Here is a 15,325-nt window from a genome sequence, read left to right on the forward strand (position 1 = left end):
AACTCCAATCCCGGGCCGGGGTCGCTCTGCGTGATCCAACCACACACGTCCGCGCCCTGAAAGGCTACTCCGCCCCGGCCGCCACGACACCACGCCGCAACGCCTTGACCGCCTTCGCGGCGGCCGCACCGACCTGGTGTTCCTTGCCCAGCACGGCGCGGATCTGGTCCAGCAGATCGATCACCTGGCGGGCCCAGCGCACGAAATCGCCCGCGGACAGCTCCTGTCCGTTGGCCTCGGCCGTGGTCAGCACCTGTTCCAGCGACTCGCCCCGCGCCCAGCGGTAGACCGGCCACGCGAACCCGGCGTCGGGCTCCCGGGTGCGGTCGAGCCGGAACCGGCGCTCGTCCTCGGCCAGCTCGGCCCACAGGCGCGCGGTGTCCTGCCAGGCGCGCGGCACCGCGCCCGAGGGCAGCCGCGGCTCGCCCGCCGAATCACGCCGCGCCTCGAACACCAGCGTGGACACGACCGCGGCCAGTTCCGCCGGATTCAGGCCCTCCCACACCCGGTGCCGGATGCATTCGGCGGCCAGCAGATCCGACTCGCTGTAGAGCCGGGCCAGGATCGCGCCGTGCTCGGTCACCCGGTTCTCGCCCTTGCCGAGGTAGCCGCGCTCGTCGAGCAGGTCCCGGATCCGGTCGAACGCCCGCGCCAGCGAATGGGTGGTGGCCGCGACTTTCCGTTCCAGTTTCTGGGTTTCCTCGGCCAGCCGCTGGTAACGCTCCACCCAGCGCAGGTTCGCCTCGCGCTCGGCGAGCCCGTGGCAGGGATGCGCGCGCAGCTGCTTGCGCAACGCCAGCAGTTCGGCGTCGTCCGCGGCCCCCGAGCGCCGTTTCTGCCGCGAAGGCAGCGAGATCCCCGAATTGCGCAGACTGGAGGCGATGTCCCGGCGCGTTTTGGGCGAGCGCAGCTCCACATGCTTGGGCAGCCGGATCTGGCCGAGCGCTTCGACCGGCGCGGGAAAGTCCGACAGCGACAGTGGTCCGGACCACCGGTCCTCGGTCACCACCATGGGCCTCGGCTCGCGGATCGGGTCGAGGCCGGGGTCGATCACGACGGCCAGGCCCGCACGGCGCCCGGAGGGCACCGCGATCACGTCGCCCTTGCGCAGTTTCTCCAGCGACTCCGCGGTCTGCGCGCGGCGCGCCGAGCTGTTCTGCCGGGACAGCGCTTTCTCCCGGTCGGAGATCTGCTTGCGCAGCTCGACGTAGGACAGCATGTCGTCGAAGTCCCCGGTGATCGCCTCGGCGTATCCGGCGAGCGCGTCCTTGTTCTTCTCGATCCGCCGGGACACGCTCACCACCGAACGGTCCGCCTGGAACTGCGCGAAGGACTGCTCCAGCAGCTCGCGCGCCTTCTCCGGGCCGAGCTGCGCGACCAGGTTGATCGCCATGTTGTAGCCGGGCCGGAACGACGAGCGCAGCGGGTAGGTCCGCGTGGAGGCCAGGCCCGCGACCTGCTTGGGATCCACCCCGGGCTGCCAGACGACGACCGCGTGCCCCTCGATGTCGATGCCGCGGCGGCCCGCACGGCCGGTCAGCTGGGTGTACTCGCCCGGCGTGAGGTCCACATGGGCCTCGCCGTTGTACTTGACCAGCCGCTCGAGCACCACCGTGCGCGCGGGCATGTTGATGCCCAGCGCGAGGGTTTCGGTCGCGAACACGACCTTCACCAGGCCGCGGACGAACAGTTCCTCGACCGTTTCCTTGAACGCGGGCAGCAGCCCCGCGTGGTGGGCCGCGACGCCGCTTTCCAGCGCCTCACGCCATTCCCAGTAGCCCAGCACGGCAAGATCGCCTTCGGGCAGGTCGGTGGTGTGCTCGTGGATGATGCGGCGTACCTCGGCCGCTTCGTCGGGCGTGTTGAGGTGCAAACCGGCGCGCGTGCACTGCGCGACCGCCGCGTCACAGCCTGCCCGGGAGAAGATGAACACGATCGCGGGCAGCAGGCCCGCCGCGTCGAGCCGGGTGGTGATGTCCACACGCGACGGTGGCCGGAACCGGGGGCCGCGAAACTGCTGCCTGCCCCGGTTCCGCTGCCCGCGCAGTGCGGCGGGCGCGTGCATCCTGCCGACCTCCTCGACCCGCCGCAGCAGGCCGGGATTCATCCGGGTGGAGCCGTCCTCGTCGGCGAAGAGGTCCAGCATCCGGTTGCCGACCAGCATGTGCTGCCACAACGGGACGGGGCGGTGCTCGTCGACCACGACGGTGGTGTCGCCCCGCACCTCGACGAGCCATTCGCCGAACTCCTCGGCGTTGCTGACCGTCGCGGACAGGCCGACGACGCGGACGTACTCGGGCAGGTGCAGGATCACCTCCTCCCACACGGCGCCGCGGAACCGGTCGGCCAGGTAGTGGATCTCGTCCATCACCACGTAGCCGAGGTCGGTCAGCGCGGAGGAACCCGCGTACAGCATGTTCCGCAGCACCTCGGTGGTCATCACGACCACCTGCGCGTTGCCGTTGATCGCGGTGTCGCCGGTGAGCAGGCCGACCGCGCCGGTGCCGTAGCGGTCGACGAGGTCGTTGTACTTCTGGTTCGACAGGGCCTTGATCGGGGTCGTGTAGAAGCACTTGCGGCCCTCGGCCAGCGCGAGGTGCACGGCGAACTCGCCGACGACGGTCTTGCCGGCGCCGGTCGGGGCGCACACGAGGACGCCGTGCCCGCCCTCCAGCGCCTCGCAGCCGCGCACCTGGAAGTCGTCGAACTCGAACGCGGCCTCGGCCGCGAAACGGGTCAGCTGGGGATACTTCCCCCGGCGCCGAGCAGCCTGAAAGGCCTCGGCCGGGGAACGAGAAGGGCTAGCGGCCACTCAATCAGGGTGTCATATCGGCCGGCCGGCTCGCACACCGTGGTCCCCGGATCACCCTGGGACGACAGCAGGCCGGGCACGGTCACACGCCGGGCTCGCCGAAGATCGTCTTCGGGTGCCTTCCGGCGCAGCCGAGCGCTTCGCCCGGCGCTACGCCGAACGGGTGATACGCACCATGAGGTGGGTTGAGACGCACAAGGGTCGCGCCTCCCCCACCGACAGGACGATTCCGCCCTCAGGAATGGGACCGCGCCTGCTGGACGTGCTCAACACCCTCCGGCAGGTCATGGACCACGGCACCGCAACCGCATAGGGGCCGACCCCGGAACACGACCCGGCTCGTCAACCGGCGCGGCACCACTCCGTTGAACGGTGAGGTCTGGGCCGGGGATTCTTTCGCCGAAACGGAACCACGCCGCTTGTCGCGGTCAGATAGCGCCGCGGCGTGAAGCTGTCTTCGACAGCTATAGGTGGCGCCGGTCACACCGCTTAGCTTCGCCGGAGCCGGGTGATCACGGGCTCGACGCCAGGTCGGCTCCATCCGGTGAGGAGGCAACATGACGACGTCAGAGGACAGGGCCGAGATCACCGCACCGCCTGCCGAGGAAGAACTCAGGGTACCGCGCTTCGGTCGGGGCACACCGGTCGTCGCCACCGTCGGCATTTTCGCGGTGTCGGTACTGACGTGGTGGCTGATCGGCGATCCGAAGTGGAGTGTGCTCGGTGCGCGTGCCGGCACCGCGGACGACCAGGCCCGCAAGAGCGCCATTGTCAGCTGTCTGCTGTTCTGGACGATCTTCGGGCACATCTTCACCGGCTTCACCTTCGGGAACTGGCCGTTCAGCAAGCTCCGGCAGCCGATCGCCGGAATCTGCCAGGTCGTGGCCAACCTCGTCATCGGCGTCGCGGGAACCGCGCTGTTCACGAGTGGGGTCGGCCATTGGGACCCGACTTTCTCGGCGGCCGCACCCGGCGGTGCGGGCTATCTCGCGGCGGCGTTCATCGTGCTCATCGGGTTCTACGCCTACGCGTTCGCGTCCGCCAGCCTTGGCGGCTACCCGTTCGAGTCGCTCACCGCCCCGCTGGCCAGTGTCGCCCAGTGGTTCGCGGCAGCCTTCGTCACGGTGGTGGGGGTCGTCGCTCTGGTCTACCCCAACTTCAACGCACACCTGGCCGCGAGCGCGCCGGTGGGGCTGCCGACCACCGCCGGCTGGGTCTATTCCAGCATCGTCATCGTCATCGTCGCGGCGATGCAGTGGGGCAACTGGCCGTGGGGTGCGGTGGCCAGCAAGCATCTTCGTGCGCTCACCGCGCTCGTGGTCACCCTCGGCGGCGGCTACCTGCTCATGCTCGTGTTGCGGGCGCTGCTGCAGGTCATCGTGCCGGGCACCGTCAAGGGTGGTGCGACGTTCGCGCTGGATCTGGAGACCGCCGAACTGGGCGTCTGTTTCAGCCTGTGGTCCTTGATCGTCGGGCTGGTCTTCGGCCCGTCGAGGCTTACGTCGACTGTCGTCGCACGAATCGTCCGGACTGTGGTCGTGGCGGTAGCGGCCATCGCGAGCTATCTCGTGTTCATGCGCTTCTTCGCGACCACCGCGCTGCATTTTCCGGCGACGGAGGGCAGTTACGGCGGTAACCCGCTGCTGTGGATGGACTGGACCATCTTGATCGTACTGTGGCACTCCGTCGCCTTCGGCGGCTACCTGACCACCCGTCGGGCCGCCGGCAGCCACCGGTAACCGAGCGTCGATGAAGGGCGCGGCGGGCGGTGCGGCACTGACCGTGCTACCCGCCGCGTCGGGTAACCGCGACAACGATTCGGATAAACGCCACCGCAGGTGTTGTCCCGCGATGACAACGCCGCTCGCGCGGGTCGTCCCTAAGGTCGGTATCGACAAGATTCTTCCGGCTGTCCCAAGGAGTGGTTATGGCAGGCACTGCGCGGTCAGGTGCGTTGGGTTTCGTCGAGACCAAGGGTCTGGTGGGCGCGATCGAAGCGGCCGACGCGATGGTCAAGGCGGCGAACGTCGAACTCGAGGGGTACCGGACGTTGCGGAACGGGCAGGTTTCGGTCCTGGTGCGCGGCGACGTGGGCGCGGTCAAGGCCGCCGTGGACGCGGGCACCGCGGCCGCGTCGCGGGTTGGCGAACTGTATGCCTCCCACGTCATCCCGCGGCCGCACAACGAAACCGAGGACGTCGTCGGGCAGGCCGTCACACCGCCGAACGGTTAGCGGCCGGCGACGCCGGCATCCTCCTCATCGGGCCGGGTCACCTGGAGCAGCCGCAACGCGAAGTCGGCACGCATGCGGTCTTCGTGGCGCGCCAGGTCGAGCCCGGTGAGCTGCTTGATCTGCTCGAGCCGGTAGCGCAGCGTCTTGTAGTGAATGAACAGCCGCTCGGCGGCGATCCGTTGCGAGCAGTCGGCGGCGAAGAACGCGCGCAACGTTCGCACCAGGGCGCCGCCGTTCTCCCGGTCGTAGGCCACCAAGGGGCCGGTCACCTCGTCGACGAAGGTCTGCAGATCCGGGTCGTCGCCGGAGCCGAGCAACAGCCGGACTATGCCCAGCTCCTCGTAGAGAAACACGTTTTCACCGCCGAGGCGGCGCGCGGCTGAGAGCGCGGTCTTGGCCTCGTTGAGCGCACTGGGCAGATCCACCACGTCGGCGTGGGCGCGGCTCACGCCCCAGCTGACCTGCAGCTGCGGCCACTGCCTGCGCATCGCGGCGGACAGCTCGCTGACCAGGTCCTTGATCGCCGCGCGGTCGCCGCTGACGACGACCGCGGTCACGAGGTCGCCCCGCAGGGCGGACAACGACACGCCGCGGTAAGCGTCCAGTCCACGCAGCTCCCGGAGCACCTCGCGCCGCAGCCGGTCCGTCTGCGAGGTGTCCCAGCCGTTTTCGGCCGCGATCTCCTCGAGATTGTCCAGGCGTCCGTAGACCACCCGGAGATCGCCCCGCAGCGTGACGTTGAGTTGTTTGGCGCGGGCGCGGGCGGCGATGCGGTGCTCGACCGGTCCCTGGAGCAGATCCCACAGGACCTGTTCCAGCTCCTCGGCCCGGGCGCGGCTCGCGGCGTGCTCGCGCAGCAGCGTGAGCGAGCAGGCCATGGCGACCTCGCCGGCGACGACGTCCATCATCTCCGCGGAGTGTTCCTCCGGAAGCAATGCGACAGATCCCACCTGGTCCCCGTCGGCGTAGATCGGCTGAAGCCACGCGGTGGCCGAGTCGCCGTCAGTCAGTGAGACCGTATGCCGGCCGGGCCGGGTCCTCGTCGGCATGGCAGCCGGGAGCTTCCCGGCCATCGTTCGCCCACCACACGAAGCGATCAGGCTCCCCTCCGGACCATAAATCCCGATGCGGCACCCGAGTTCGGTGGCGACAGTGCGCGCGATCGCGGGCAGTCCGACGCCGGCCAGCACGGTCTCCAGCAGCTTCTGCTGCAGGTTCGACGACTGCGCGAGCAACGCGACCTGCTGTTCCAGCGCATCACGGGTTCGTTTCATTTGCGCGACCGCCGCGGCCTGCTGATCGTGCAGCCGCGCGTTGTCGATCGCAATGGTCGCGAAATCGGCGAGCGTCACCATGCGGCGCACGTGCTGCTCGGTGAACACCGAGGGGCGGCGGCGCCACACTTCGAGCACGCCGATCAGCTCGCCGTGCAGGCGCAGCGGGACGGCGAGCGCGGAGAGGGTCTCCTCCTTCTCGGCGAGGAACATGAAGTCGTCGCTGATCGTCTCGTCTTCGAGGTAGTTGTCCACTTTGGCCGGTTCGCCGGTGAGGAACACCAGCCCGGCGACGCCTTGTCCTCGGCGCATGCGCAGGCGCGCGGTCTCGACCGCCCGGTTGCCGACGCACGAACGCATCGCGACCTGGTCGCCTTCGACCAGCAGCACCCCGCAGAGGTCGGAGTCGAGCAGGTGCAGCGTGCGGTCGGCGATGGACAAAAGCACCTGGTCCAGGTCACGCACGGTCAGCAGTTTGGCTACGACGTCACGCAGAACCTCGGTTTCCTTCGCTGCCCGCTCCGCCCTCTCGCGTGCGTCGTCGCGGTCCAGGGCGATGGCCACCCACGAGCAGCCCTGCTGGAGCTGACGCCATACGGCCGCCGGCGGGTCGATCCGGTCCGGCCACCGCACCTCGATGGGGCCGACACAGACACTGTTCGCGGCCGTGCTCGCGGCGATCGGGGGGCCGGCCAGCACGGTCGCGGATCCGGTGTCGCGGGACAGCACTGTGGCGTCGGCGCCCAGCGCCCGGGTCGCCGCTGCGGCCAGGCTTCTGGCCGCGCACGTGGCGGTGTCCGGAATGCGCGACGGCAGCGCTTCGAGCTCGCCGCCTGCGGCGGGCTCGAAGCGCTTCCGATCGACCGCGTGGGTTTGTGACGGCGTCATTGCCGCTCCTCCGGGCGCTACAGCCTGATCAACGACTTCAGCGTACGGCGTTCGGCCATCCGCCGGTATGCTTCCGGAGCCTCATCGAGCGCCACGGTTTCGGAGGCCACCACCGCCGGATCCACCGCTCCGGAGCGGACCAGCCCGACGAGTTCGTCGCCGTGCCGCATGAGGTCGCCGATGGCGAAACGCAGGCTCAGCTCGTCCGCGAACGCGCGGTCGGCGGGTAGTGACCAGGCGCCGGTGTGCACCCCGGCCGAGACCACCGTGCCGCGCCGCCGGACCAAACCGAACGCGGTGTCCAGGCCGGTCCCTCCGCCGATCGCATCGATCGCGGCATCGGCGCCGCGCCCGTCCGTGACCTGGTCGACCACGTCCCGCGCGCCCTCGGGCGCCGCGGTGAGGGCCCCTTCCCTCGCGGCCGCCTGCCGCCGCGATTCGACCGGCTCGACGAGGATCACGACGCCGGCGCCGCAGGCCTGGGCGACCAGACTCGTCAGCTGGCCCACCGGTCCCCCACCGATGATCGCCACGCTGTCGCCGGGCCGTAGCTCCGCGCGCTGGATCGCCACATGCGCGGTGGCCAGCGTGTCGCCGAAGAAGACGGCCGCGTCGAGGCTCACGTCGGCGGGTACCGGCCGCAGGACGGTGTCGGCGAAGGGCACCAGGACCAGTTCGGCCTGGGCGCCAGGCAGGGGCGGACCGAACGCCGACCCGGTGCCGAAAAACCGGCGTTCCGCACATTCCCAGTGGTCACCGTGCCGGCACCACCAGCACATGCCGCAGGCGGTGAAGTCGGCGCCCACCACCCGATCGCCCCGGCGGTGGCCTCGCACGGCGTCCCCGAGCTCGACGATCCGCCCGGCGAACTCGTGTCCCAGGACGAAACCCCGCGGCAGATTCGCCGGATGGGCAACGGAATGCAGGTCGGTCCCGCAGATGGCGGCGCGCTCGACACGCACGATCGCGTCGGTGGGTGCCCGCAATCCGGGTTCGGGCACGTCCGTGAGCCGGACCTTGCCTTCCCCCGCGAACACGACGGCCTTCATCACGACACCGCGGCCAGCTGGGACAGGCGCTCCTTGATCCGGTCCGCGGCCTGTCGCAGGGCCCGCAGTTCGTCCGGCCGCAGGTCCAGCTCGACGATTTCCCGCACACCGCCGCGGCCGAGCCGCGCGGGCAGCCCGATGTACACGTCGCGGATACCGTAGCTGCCGTCGGCCAGCACGGCGGCGGGCATGATCTGGCCACGGTCGCGTGCCATGGCCAGCACCATGCCGGCCGCGGACGTGCCCGGCGCCATGAACGCACTTCCGCTCTTGAGCAGCCCGACCACCTCCGCGCCCGATCCCCGAGCCCGGTCGACGACGGCCTCCAGCGTGGTCTTGTCGATCAGTTCGGTCAGCGGCCGCCCGCTGCTGGTCGCCTGGGACAGCGGAATGACCATCTCCTCGCCGTGGCTGCCCAGCGCGACCGCGTCGATGCGGTCCGCACGGCCGCCTCCGGCGAGCGAGGCCAGTGCCTGGAAGCGGGCGGTGTCGAGCACCCCCGCCATCCCCACCACCCGTTCTGGCGGAAAGCCCGAGGCCTGCCACGCGTGGTGGGTCATCTCGTCCAGTGGATTGGTCACGACCACGATCACCGCGTGCGGTGAGACGGCGGCGACGCGCCCGGCCAGATCGCCGACGATCGCCGCATTGGTGCTGACCAGGTCGGAACGGCTCATCCCGGGCTGGCGGGCACGGCCCGCCGTGATCACCACGTAGTCCGCGGGGCCCGCGTCCTCGACCGAACCTGTGCCCCGGACCCGGGTGGCGAACCCGCCGAGGGCGGCGGTGTGGGTGAGGTCGAGCGCGACACCGGCGGCGCGGCCCTCGTCGATGTCGACCAGTACCACCTCGTCGAAGAGGTCGGCATCGGCCAGCCGCAGCGCCGTGATCATGCCGACGTGGCCGGCCCCGATGACGACCACCCGCCCCGCGCCGCCCCGCCCGCTGGAAGTGATCGCGCTGGGCAGCGGGGCACCGCGCCGGTAAAGCGCCCCCGAGGGCGGCCGCATACTGCGCACCGGTCCACCGGCTGCTTCCCGCGGGACCGGCTTCGGCGTGCCGGGTACCGCCACCGGTGATGCGGTGGTCACCGCCGCGCGGGTGGGGGTCGTCACCGCCGGAGGGGTCGGGGTCGCTCCGGCGGTGACGATGTCGATGCCCAGTTCCCGGGCGCGTTCCCTGGCCAGTGGGGTGACCAGGTCTTTCGGGTCGACCAGCAGCGTCTTCGTGTCGCCGGCGGCGTCGATGTCGCCGGCTGCCCAGACCTTCATCGCTTGTCCTCCCGTCCATGCATGTCCTCCAGCGCGGCGACCGCGGCGTCGCGGGCGGTCTGGACCTCGCTCTCGGAACCGGCGAGGAACATGCGCCCGAACCGGCCGACCGCACGGAGTTCGATGACGGTGATGTCGGCGGCCTTCTCGGCCTCGTTGGCCGCGATGGAGATGTAGGCGGCCGGGGCGACCTCCATGACGAACAGGCTCTGCCCCGGCAACAGCATGCTGCCCTTGCGCCACTTGTTGAGCAGCTGCGCCTGATAGGGATGCACGTTGGTGATGAACTGGGTCGAGGCGATGGCGGGCTTGATCCGGTCGGCTTCGGTCATGCCCAGCTCTTCGAGAATCGCCTGTCCCGAGGCCAGCACCTCGGCCTGCTGTTCGGAGTGGATCTCCAGCAGCCCGAACTCGCGTTCGATGATCTGCAGGGCGGGTCGCACGCCCGCCGCCTTCAGGGCGATGTCGGCTGCGCGGAAAACCTCGTTGCCCGGCGCCATCTCGATGTAGAGCTCCGCCATGCCGGCCAGCGGCACGTCGCCAGGGCTGGTCGCCGCGATGTGGGCCGCGCACTGCGGCTGCATCCGGTCGACGAAGGCGTAGGTACGCAGCGTGGGTCCGCTCATGCCGCCGACCTCGCGATCCCCAGCGGTGTGATCAGCAGGGCGTGCGGATACGTCATCACGGGCCTTTCCAGGTACTTGGCCAGCACGCCACCCGCACCGGCGATCATCAGGGCGCCCCCGGCGAGGTGCAGCGGCAGGTCGTCGGCGCCCACGGTCATGCGCCGCACCGACTCGGCGATGCGCTGCAGGCCGGGGACCAGGATCGGCAACGCCTCCGCCTGCCGTTCGCGCTTGTACACCTCGGCCTGCTCGGCGCTGATCCCGAGCGCGCCCGCCAGCATCAGGTCGAGGTGATGCCCGCCGCCGGCGCGGTCGTCCAGGGCTTCCAGCCGCCCGCCCCGGAACACGCCTACCCCGGTGGAGCCGCCACCGACGTCGACCACGACGCCGTCGACGACTTCGAGAGTCCGCTGCGCGGCACTGACCTCGTCCACCAGTACCGCGTCGTCGAATCCCGCCGCCTCACATACGTAGGTGCAGGCGCGCGCGTCCTTGACCGGGATGCACGGCGGGTAGGCCGTCGCCGTGGTGGTCAGCGAGATACCCAGGGTCTCCTCGGCGCGCTGCTTGAGCATGCGCACGGTGTTCGTAGCGCGGGCGAAGTCGACCACCACGCCGTCCCGCAGCGCGCCGGAGGGATAGCTGTCGATCCAGACCGGCCGATCCTGGCCGTCCAGCACGACCAGCACGCAACTGGCCGTCCCGAGATCGACCCCGACGCGCAGCGACGCGGTGTCGATCTCCGCCGGTGGCTCCCCGACGCGCCGCGCCGCCAGCTCCAGCAGCTCGGCCGATTTCCCGGTCAGCACAGGCATCACAGCTCCACCGGGTCGTATACGGTGCGCCATGGCCGCACCTCGTGCGCGATGCGCTTGATGTTGATCAGGTGCAGCGGGGTCACATTGTCCGAGCAGATGGAACCGCTCCACGTGCCCGTGCCCAGCTGGAAGGACGGGTCCACGTCCGTGGAATAGCCCATCCCGCCGAACAGCGCAGGCGTGTTGATCACAATCCGGCCTGCCCGGAGCGTGCCGAACAGCGCGATCTCCTCGGGGTCCTGCGCGTGCACCGCGCAGGTGTGGCCCTCCCCGCCCAGCGCCAGAATCTCCCGGCATCGCTCCCGTCCCGCCACGGCGTCACGAGTGCGGTAGACCGACAGCACCGGGCCGAGGATTTCCCGTGACAGCAGCACGTCCGGACCGACGGCGTCCAGCTCGGCGGCCAGCACCCTGGTCCCCGACGGGACGGCGAAGCCGGACAGCTCGGCCAGCCGCGTCGCGGACTGCCCGACAGCCGCGGGCCGCAGCCCGCCACGCTCGTCGAACAGCACCCGGGCGAGGGCGGCCTGCTGGTCCTTGCCCATCCGGTACGCGCCACGGGCCTCGAATTCCCGTAGGAACGTCGGTGCCACGGCGTCGGCCACGACGACCGACTGCTCGGCGACGCAGGCCGTGCCGTTGTCGAACGATTTCGACGTGATGATCATCTCTGCGGCCTCACCCGGGTCGGCCACACTCGCCCCGACGTAGGCCGGGACGTTGCCGGCACCGACCGCGATCGTGGGCTTGCCGCTGGAGTACGCGGCGCGCACCATGCCCGGCCCGCCGGTCGCGAGGACGACGGCGATCTCGTCACGGCTCATCAGCTCCTGTGTCGCCGGCAGGGTGGGCGCCTCCAAACAGGACACCAGACCCTCCGGAGCGCCGGCGGACACGGCGGCTTCGGCCATGATCTCGGCGGCCCGCAGTGTGCAACGCGCCGCACGTGGATGGGGCGCGTGCACGACGGCGTTGCCGGACTTCACCGCGGCCAGGCTTTTGAACAGGGTCGTCGAGGTGGGGTTGGTGACCGGGATGATGCCGGCGATCACGCCCATCGGCGCGCCGACCGCGGTCACCCGCGACTGCTCGTCGACCCACAGCACCCCCACCGCGCGCCGCTCGAGCATCCAGCGCGCGACGAACCCCGTGTTGTACCGGTTCTTCTGGATCTTGTGCTCGTACACGCCGTATCCGGTCTCGTCGACGGCGAGGCGGGCGAGTTCCTCGGCCGCCTTCGTGCCGGCCAGCGCCATCGCACGGACATACCGGTCCAGGGTCTCCTGGTCCGTTCCTTCCAGCCGATCAAAGGCCTGCCGGGCGGCGCGGGCCTTCGCCCGGACGTCCGCCAGCCCCGCCAGGTCGGCGTCAAGCGTCGCGGTCATGACCTACCTCAAGCCTTGGGACGTGTCAGGACCGCCAGGATCCCCTCGGTCTCCTCGTGCGGCCGCGGAATCACATGCACCGACACGACCTCGCCGGCCTTGTCGGCCGCCACCGCACCCGCGTCGGTCGCGGCCTTCACCGCGCCGACGTCACCACGCACCATGACCGTGACGAGTCCGCCGCCGATCTCGCGGTGGCCCAGAATCTGGACGTTGGCCGCCTTCACCATCGCGTCGGCCGCCTCGATCGCGCCGACGAGCCCCTTGGTCTCGATCAGGCCGAGCGCTCCGCGCAGCGCGGGCGCCCCATTGGCACCACCGGTCGTCGTAGCCATGCTGTTCCTCCTGGTTTCGGTGTTGATTGCCGTCACGCCTTCTGGTACGTGACGTGTCCTTTGTGGATGACCGAATCGACGATGCCCACAACGGCCCGGTCGGTCGGCACCTCGGTGCCCGCCGCGACGCGCGCCGCGCTCCCTCGCGCGACGAGCACGACCTCGCCGGTGCCCGCACCGATGAGGTCCATCGCGACGTAGACCGCACCTTGCGGGTGCTCGCAATCAGCGTCGACGGCATCCCGCACCAGCAGCAGCGTGTGGCGTTCGAGCCCGGGCGCTTTCACGGTCGAGACGACCTGACCGAGCACCGTGGCGAGCTGCATGCCCGGTCACCTCCGTTGGTCGGGTGACGGCGCGATCCGAGCGCGCCGCCGATGAGGTGGACGGTAGGAGACCACGGCGGCCACGGCGCTATCCCCGGGGGACAACGTGCCCCATGCTCGCTGTCCCGGCGTTCCCTGGCAGCGCGCCCGGGCATCGGCGACGCTGCTCGTGATACTGGACAACAGTGTCCCCAAGCAGATCAGGCCAGGAGGGTTCACCGGTGATCCGTCCCGAAGACGCGCAATTCCACCCCCCGACCAGCGACGACCCCCTGTGGGCGGAGACGAACTACTTCGGTCTCTACGCCGGACAGGACACCGACGCGCCGGTGAACATCGGCGTATACGGCCTGTTCCGGGAACCGCTCGGCGTCGCCGGGTCGACCGTCTCCATCAACAGCAAACGAGTCACCATGCCGTGGGCCGCCGACTACTGGGACGCCTGGGAACACCTCGCGCTGCCCCGGCCGGGCGACCTACTGCACTACGACCTGGCCAACGGTCTCCGCGTCGACTGCACGAAGCCGAACCAGATCTGGGACGTCGACTATGTGGACGAAGCAGCGGAGCTGGAACTCAGCTTCCGGTTCACCGCGTTGATGGAGCCCTACGACATCAATGACCCGGACCAGGATCCGCTGGCCGCCCGTCGCGACATGGATCTCACCTGGGGCCATGCCTACGCCGGGCATTTCGACCTGACCGGCCAGGTCGAGGGTGAACTGTCGCTGCGCGGCAAGCGGCTTGCCATCGACTGTGTATCCACTATGGACCACAGCTGGGGCATCCGCGCCGAGCGGCAGACCTCACGCCTGTGCTGGCTCCACGCGCACTTCTCCCCCGACTTGGCCATTCACGGGCTGTTCGACTTCACCACGGAGAACGGACCGGACGCGCCGAGCCCGCTCAGTCTCACACACGGTTACGTGCTCGAGCGCGGCACGGTCCGCGGACTCAAAGCGGGCGGCGGCACCGCGTGGCGGTCCGGGTTCTACCCCGAACGAGTCGAGTTGCGCGTCACCGATACCCACGACGTCACATGGGACCTCAACGGGGCCGCCCTGACCACCTTCCCCTGGCAGGCCTGGCCCGGTACCGTCGGCCACAACTGCTTGCATCGCTGGTCCTGTAACGGGCAGACCGGGTACGGCGAGATCATGGACTTCATCGGACTCGGCGAACTCGGCGCCGCCTACAACCGGTTCTGAGCATGAGCGACCGGAAACCCCCGGCCCGCGCGGTCATCTTCGACCTGGACGGCACCCTCGTCCAGACGCGCGTCGCGTCGTGGGAGATCTTCTCCCGGATCAACGACCGGTTCGGACTGGGTGTCGACAGCCCGGACAAGTACTTCGACCTCTTCCGCGGCAATGTGTTCGCCTCGATCCGGGAACTGTGCCAGGACGAGCGGCAAGCGAGCGAGGTGTCCGACGCGTTTCTGGCGTCGCTGCGCGAGGACTACACTCCCGCGCTCGTTCCCGGAGTGGCCGACGTCGTACGAACCCTGGCCGGGCACTGCACGCTGGCCGTGATGTCGTCCAACGCCATGCAGGTACTGCGGCGCGTCCTCGTGGACAACGGTCTGGCCTACTGTTTCGCGCACGTCTTCGGCGGCGACGTGACGCCCGACAAACGCACCGCGATCGCGGCCTTCCTCGCCGACAGCGGCAACGGCTTCGGGCGCCGTTGCGCGGCGGACTACGACGAAACCGGGCATACCCGCACGCCGGATCGCGAAAGCACGGTGCTGGTCACCGATACCGCGGGCGACGTACGAGACGCGCTCGACGCCGGAATCCGAGTCGTGGGCGTGGCCTGGGGCATGCACGGCGTCGACGAGCTCACTGCCGCCGGTGCCGAGTTCGTCGCGCTGTGGCCCCAGGAACTGCCCGCCTATCTTCTCGGTGACGCGGCCGCGGCCGGCCCTGTCGGGACCTGCGCCGTTGCTCCGGCGCTGGGTCCTGCCGGGTCCTGTGGCGGTGCTCCGGCCGCGCCGGGCTCGTGCGGTTGCGGCTGCGACGGCACGAGCACCAAGCCCGCCGTCGCGCCGCGAAGGGAGCGGCGCCGGGCCGCCGTACGCGCGCAATCCGCTGGCAGGCACCACCACCGCGATCCGTCGGCAGAGCTCGTGGAGGCCATTCGCCGCGTGTGCGGGTGACGCGCCCGCGTAGGGGCTCGGCGCCGCTTCGGCGTCGAGCCCCTTTTTCGCGCCCGGCGTCCGGTCCAGGGGTTACAGCAGCCAGGATTTGGCAGGCGGCTCATCACAGGCCCGCCGTCTGCACTCCGGGCAACGAAGACGCTCGCGCGT

General features: G+C 70.1%; 13 protein-coding genes. 4 read left to right on the forward strand and 9 right to left on the reverse strand.

The features are described 5' to 3' along the window. Positions 1 to 64: 64 nt before the first annotated feature. Positions 65 to 2,812, reverse strand: coding sequence for a DEAD/DEAH box helicase (locus HFP15_RS05020; protein ID WP_168511921.1), 2,748 nt, complete (start codon positions 2,810 to 2,812; stop codon positions 65 to 67). Positions 2,813 to 3,369: 557 nt separating this feature from the next. On the opposite strand from HFP15_RS05020, the gene HFP15_RS05025 reads away from it, so the two are divergent. Both HFP15_RS05025 and HFP15_RS05030 read left to right on the forward strand, forming a co-directional pair. Next, a complete protein-coding gene (locus HFP15_RS05025) occupies positions 3,370 to 4,551 on the forward strand; it encodes a hypothetical protein (RefSeq protein WP_168511923.1) in 1,182 nt (393 codons plus the stop codon). Positions 4,552 to 4,739: 188 nt separating this feature from the next. After that, positions 4,740 to 5,045, forward strand: coding sequence for a BMC domain-containing protein (locus HFP15_RS05030; protein WP_168511925.1), 306 nt, complete (start codon positions 4,740 to 4,742; stop codon positions 5,043 to 5,045). Here the strand turns inward: HFP15_RS05030 and HFP15_RS05035 are convergent. The 8 genes from HFP15_RS05035 to HFP15_RS05070 are packed head-to-tail and all read right to left on the reverse strand — an operon-like array spanning position 5,042 to position 13,017. After that, positions 5,042 to 7,207: a helix-turn-helix domain-containing protein gene (locus HFP15_RS05035; RefSeq protein ID WP_168511927.1), complete on the reverse strand. Its 2,166-nt coding sequence runs from the start codon at positions 7,205 to 7,207 to the stop codon at positions 5,042 to 5,044. The two genes, HFP15_RS05030 and HFP15_RS05035, sit on opposite strands and share 4 nt — an antisense overlap. Positions 7,208 to 7,224: 17 nt before the next feature. Continuing rightward, positions 7,225 to 8,256 (reverse strand): alcohol dehydrogenase catalytic domain-containing protein, encoded by a 1,032-nt coding sequence (locus tag HFP15_RS05040; RefSeq protein WP_168511929.1) that lies wholly within the window; start codon positions 8,254 to 8,256, stop codon positions 7,225 to 7,227. Further along, positions 8,256 to 9,527 (reverse strand): malate dehydrogenase, encoded by a 1,272-nt coding sequence (locus HFP15_RS05045; protein WP_168511931.1) that lies wholly within the window; start codon positions 9,525 to 9,527, stop codon positions 8,256 to 8,258. Before HFP15_RS05045 ends, HFP15_RS05040 begins: the two co-directional genes overlap by 1 nt. Further along, positions 9,524 to 10,153, reverse strand: a complete 630-nt coding sequence (locus HFP15_RS05050; RefSeq protein WP_168511933.1) for a BMC domain-containing protein — start codon at positions 10,151 to 10,153, stop codon at positions 9,524 to 9,526. Before HFP15_RS05050 ends, HFP15_RS05045 begins: the two co-directional genes overlap by 4 nt. Next, the gene (eutJ, locus tag HFP15_RS05055; RefSeq protein WP_246271381.1) at positions 10,150 to 10,968 is read right to left on the reverse strand and encodes an ethanolamine utilization protein EutJ; all 819 of its coding nucleotides are present in this window, start codon (positions 10,966 to 10,968) and stop codon (positions 10,150 to 10,152) included. The genes HFP15_RS05050 and eutJ overlap by 4 nt, the downstream gene beginning before the upstream one ends. Further along, a complete protein-coding gene (locus HFP15_RS05060; RefSeq protein WP_168511937.1) occupies positions 10,968 to 12,356 on the reverse strand; it encodes an aldehyde dehydrogenase family protein in 1,389 nt (462 codons plus the stop codon). Before HFP15_RS05060 ends, eutJ begins: the two co-directional genes overlap by 1 nt. 8 nt (positions 12,357 to 12,364) lie before the next feature. After that, complete coding sequence (locus tag HFP15_RS05065; RefSeq protein ID WP_168511939.1) at positions 12,365 to 12,691, reverse strand: BMC domain-containing protein; 327 nt, start codon at positions 12,689 to 12,691, stop codon at positions 12,365 to 12,367. Between the two features lie 32 nt (positions 12,692 to 12,723). Then, positions 12,724 to 13,017 (reverse strand): EutN/CcmL family microcompartment protein, encoded by a 294-nt coding sequence (locus HFP15_RS05070; RefSeq protein ID WP_168511941.1) that lies wholly within the window; start codon positions 13,015 to 13,017, stop codon positions 12,724 to 12,726. Positions 13,018 to 13,238: 221 nt separating this feature from the next. Here HFP15_RS05070 and HFP15_RS05075 point away from each other — a divergent pair, with 221 nt between their 5' ends. Together HFP15_RS05075 and HFP15_RS05080 are read left to right on the forward strand one after the other, a co-directional pair. After that, positions 13,239 to 14,225 carry a DUF7064 domain-containing protein gene (locus HFP15_RS05075; protein ID WP_168511943.1) on the forward strand — a complete coding sequence of 329 codons (987 nt, stop codon included), beginning with the start codon at positions 13,239 to 13,241 and terminating at the stop codon, positions 14,223 to 14,225. 2 nt (positions 14,226 to 14,227) lie between these two features. After that, positions 14,228 to 15,175, forward strand: coding sequence for an HAD family hydrolase (locus HFP15_RS05080; RefSeq protein WP_168511945.1), 948 nt, complete (start codon positions 14,228 to 14,230; stop codon positions 15,173 to 15,175). The last annotated feature ends 150 nt before the right edge of the window (positions 15,176 to 15,325 follow it).

Origin of the sequence: Amycolatopsis acididurans (assembly GCF_012328925.1) — a bacterium.
GTDB lineage: Bacteria > Actinomycetota > Actinomycetes > Mycobacteriales > Pseudonocardiaceae > Amycolatopsis_E > Amycolatopsis_E acididurans.

Coding starts and splice junctions, on each gene's coding strand:
- HFP15_RS05025 (WP_168511923.1), top strand. CDS start 3,370: ATGACGACGTCAGAGGACAGGGCCGAGATCACCGCACCGCCTGCCGAG.
- HFP15_RS05030 (WP_168511925.1), top strand. CDS start 4,740: ATGGCAGGCACTGCGCGGTCAGGTGCGTTGGGTTTCGTCGAGACCAAG.
- HFP15_RS05035 (WP_168511927.1), bottom strand. CDS start 7,207: ATGACGCCGTCACAAACCCACGCGGTCGATCGGAAGCGCTTCGAGCCC.
- HFP15_RS05040 (WP_168511929.1), bottom strand. CDS start 8,256: ATGAAGGCCGTCGTGTTCGCGGGGGAAGGCAAGGTCCGGCTCACGGAC.
- HFP15_RS05045 (WP_168511931.1), bottom strand. CDS start 9,527: ATGAAGGTCTGGGCAGCCGGCGACATCGACGCCGCCGGCGACACGAAG.
- HFP15_RS05050 (WP_168511933.1), bottom strand. CDS start 10,153: ATGAGCGGACCCACGCTGCGTACCTACGCCTTCGTCGACCGGATGCAG.
- eutJ (WP_246271381.1), bottom strand. CDS start 10,968: ATGCCTGTGCTGACCGGGAAATCGGCCGAGCTGCTGGAGCTGGCGGCG.
- HFP15_RS05060 (WP_168511937.1), bottom strand. CDS start 12,356: ATGACCGCGACGCTTGACGCCGACCTGGCGGGGCTGGCGGACGTCCGG.
- HFP15_RS05065 (WP_168511939.1), bottom strand. CDS start 12,691: ATGGCTACGACGACCGGTGGTGCCAATGGGGCGCCCGCGCTGCGCGGA.
- HFP15_RS05070 (WP_168511941.1), bottom strand. CDS start 13,017: ATGCAGCTCGCCACGGTGCTCGGTCAGGTCGTCTCGACCGTGAAAGCG.
- HFP15_RS05080 (WP_168511945.1), top strand. CDS start 14,228: ATGAGCGACCGGAAACCCCCGGCCCGCGCGGTCATCTTCGACCTGGAC.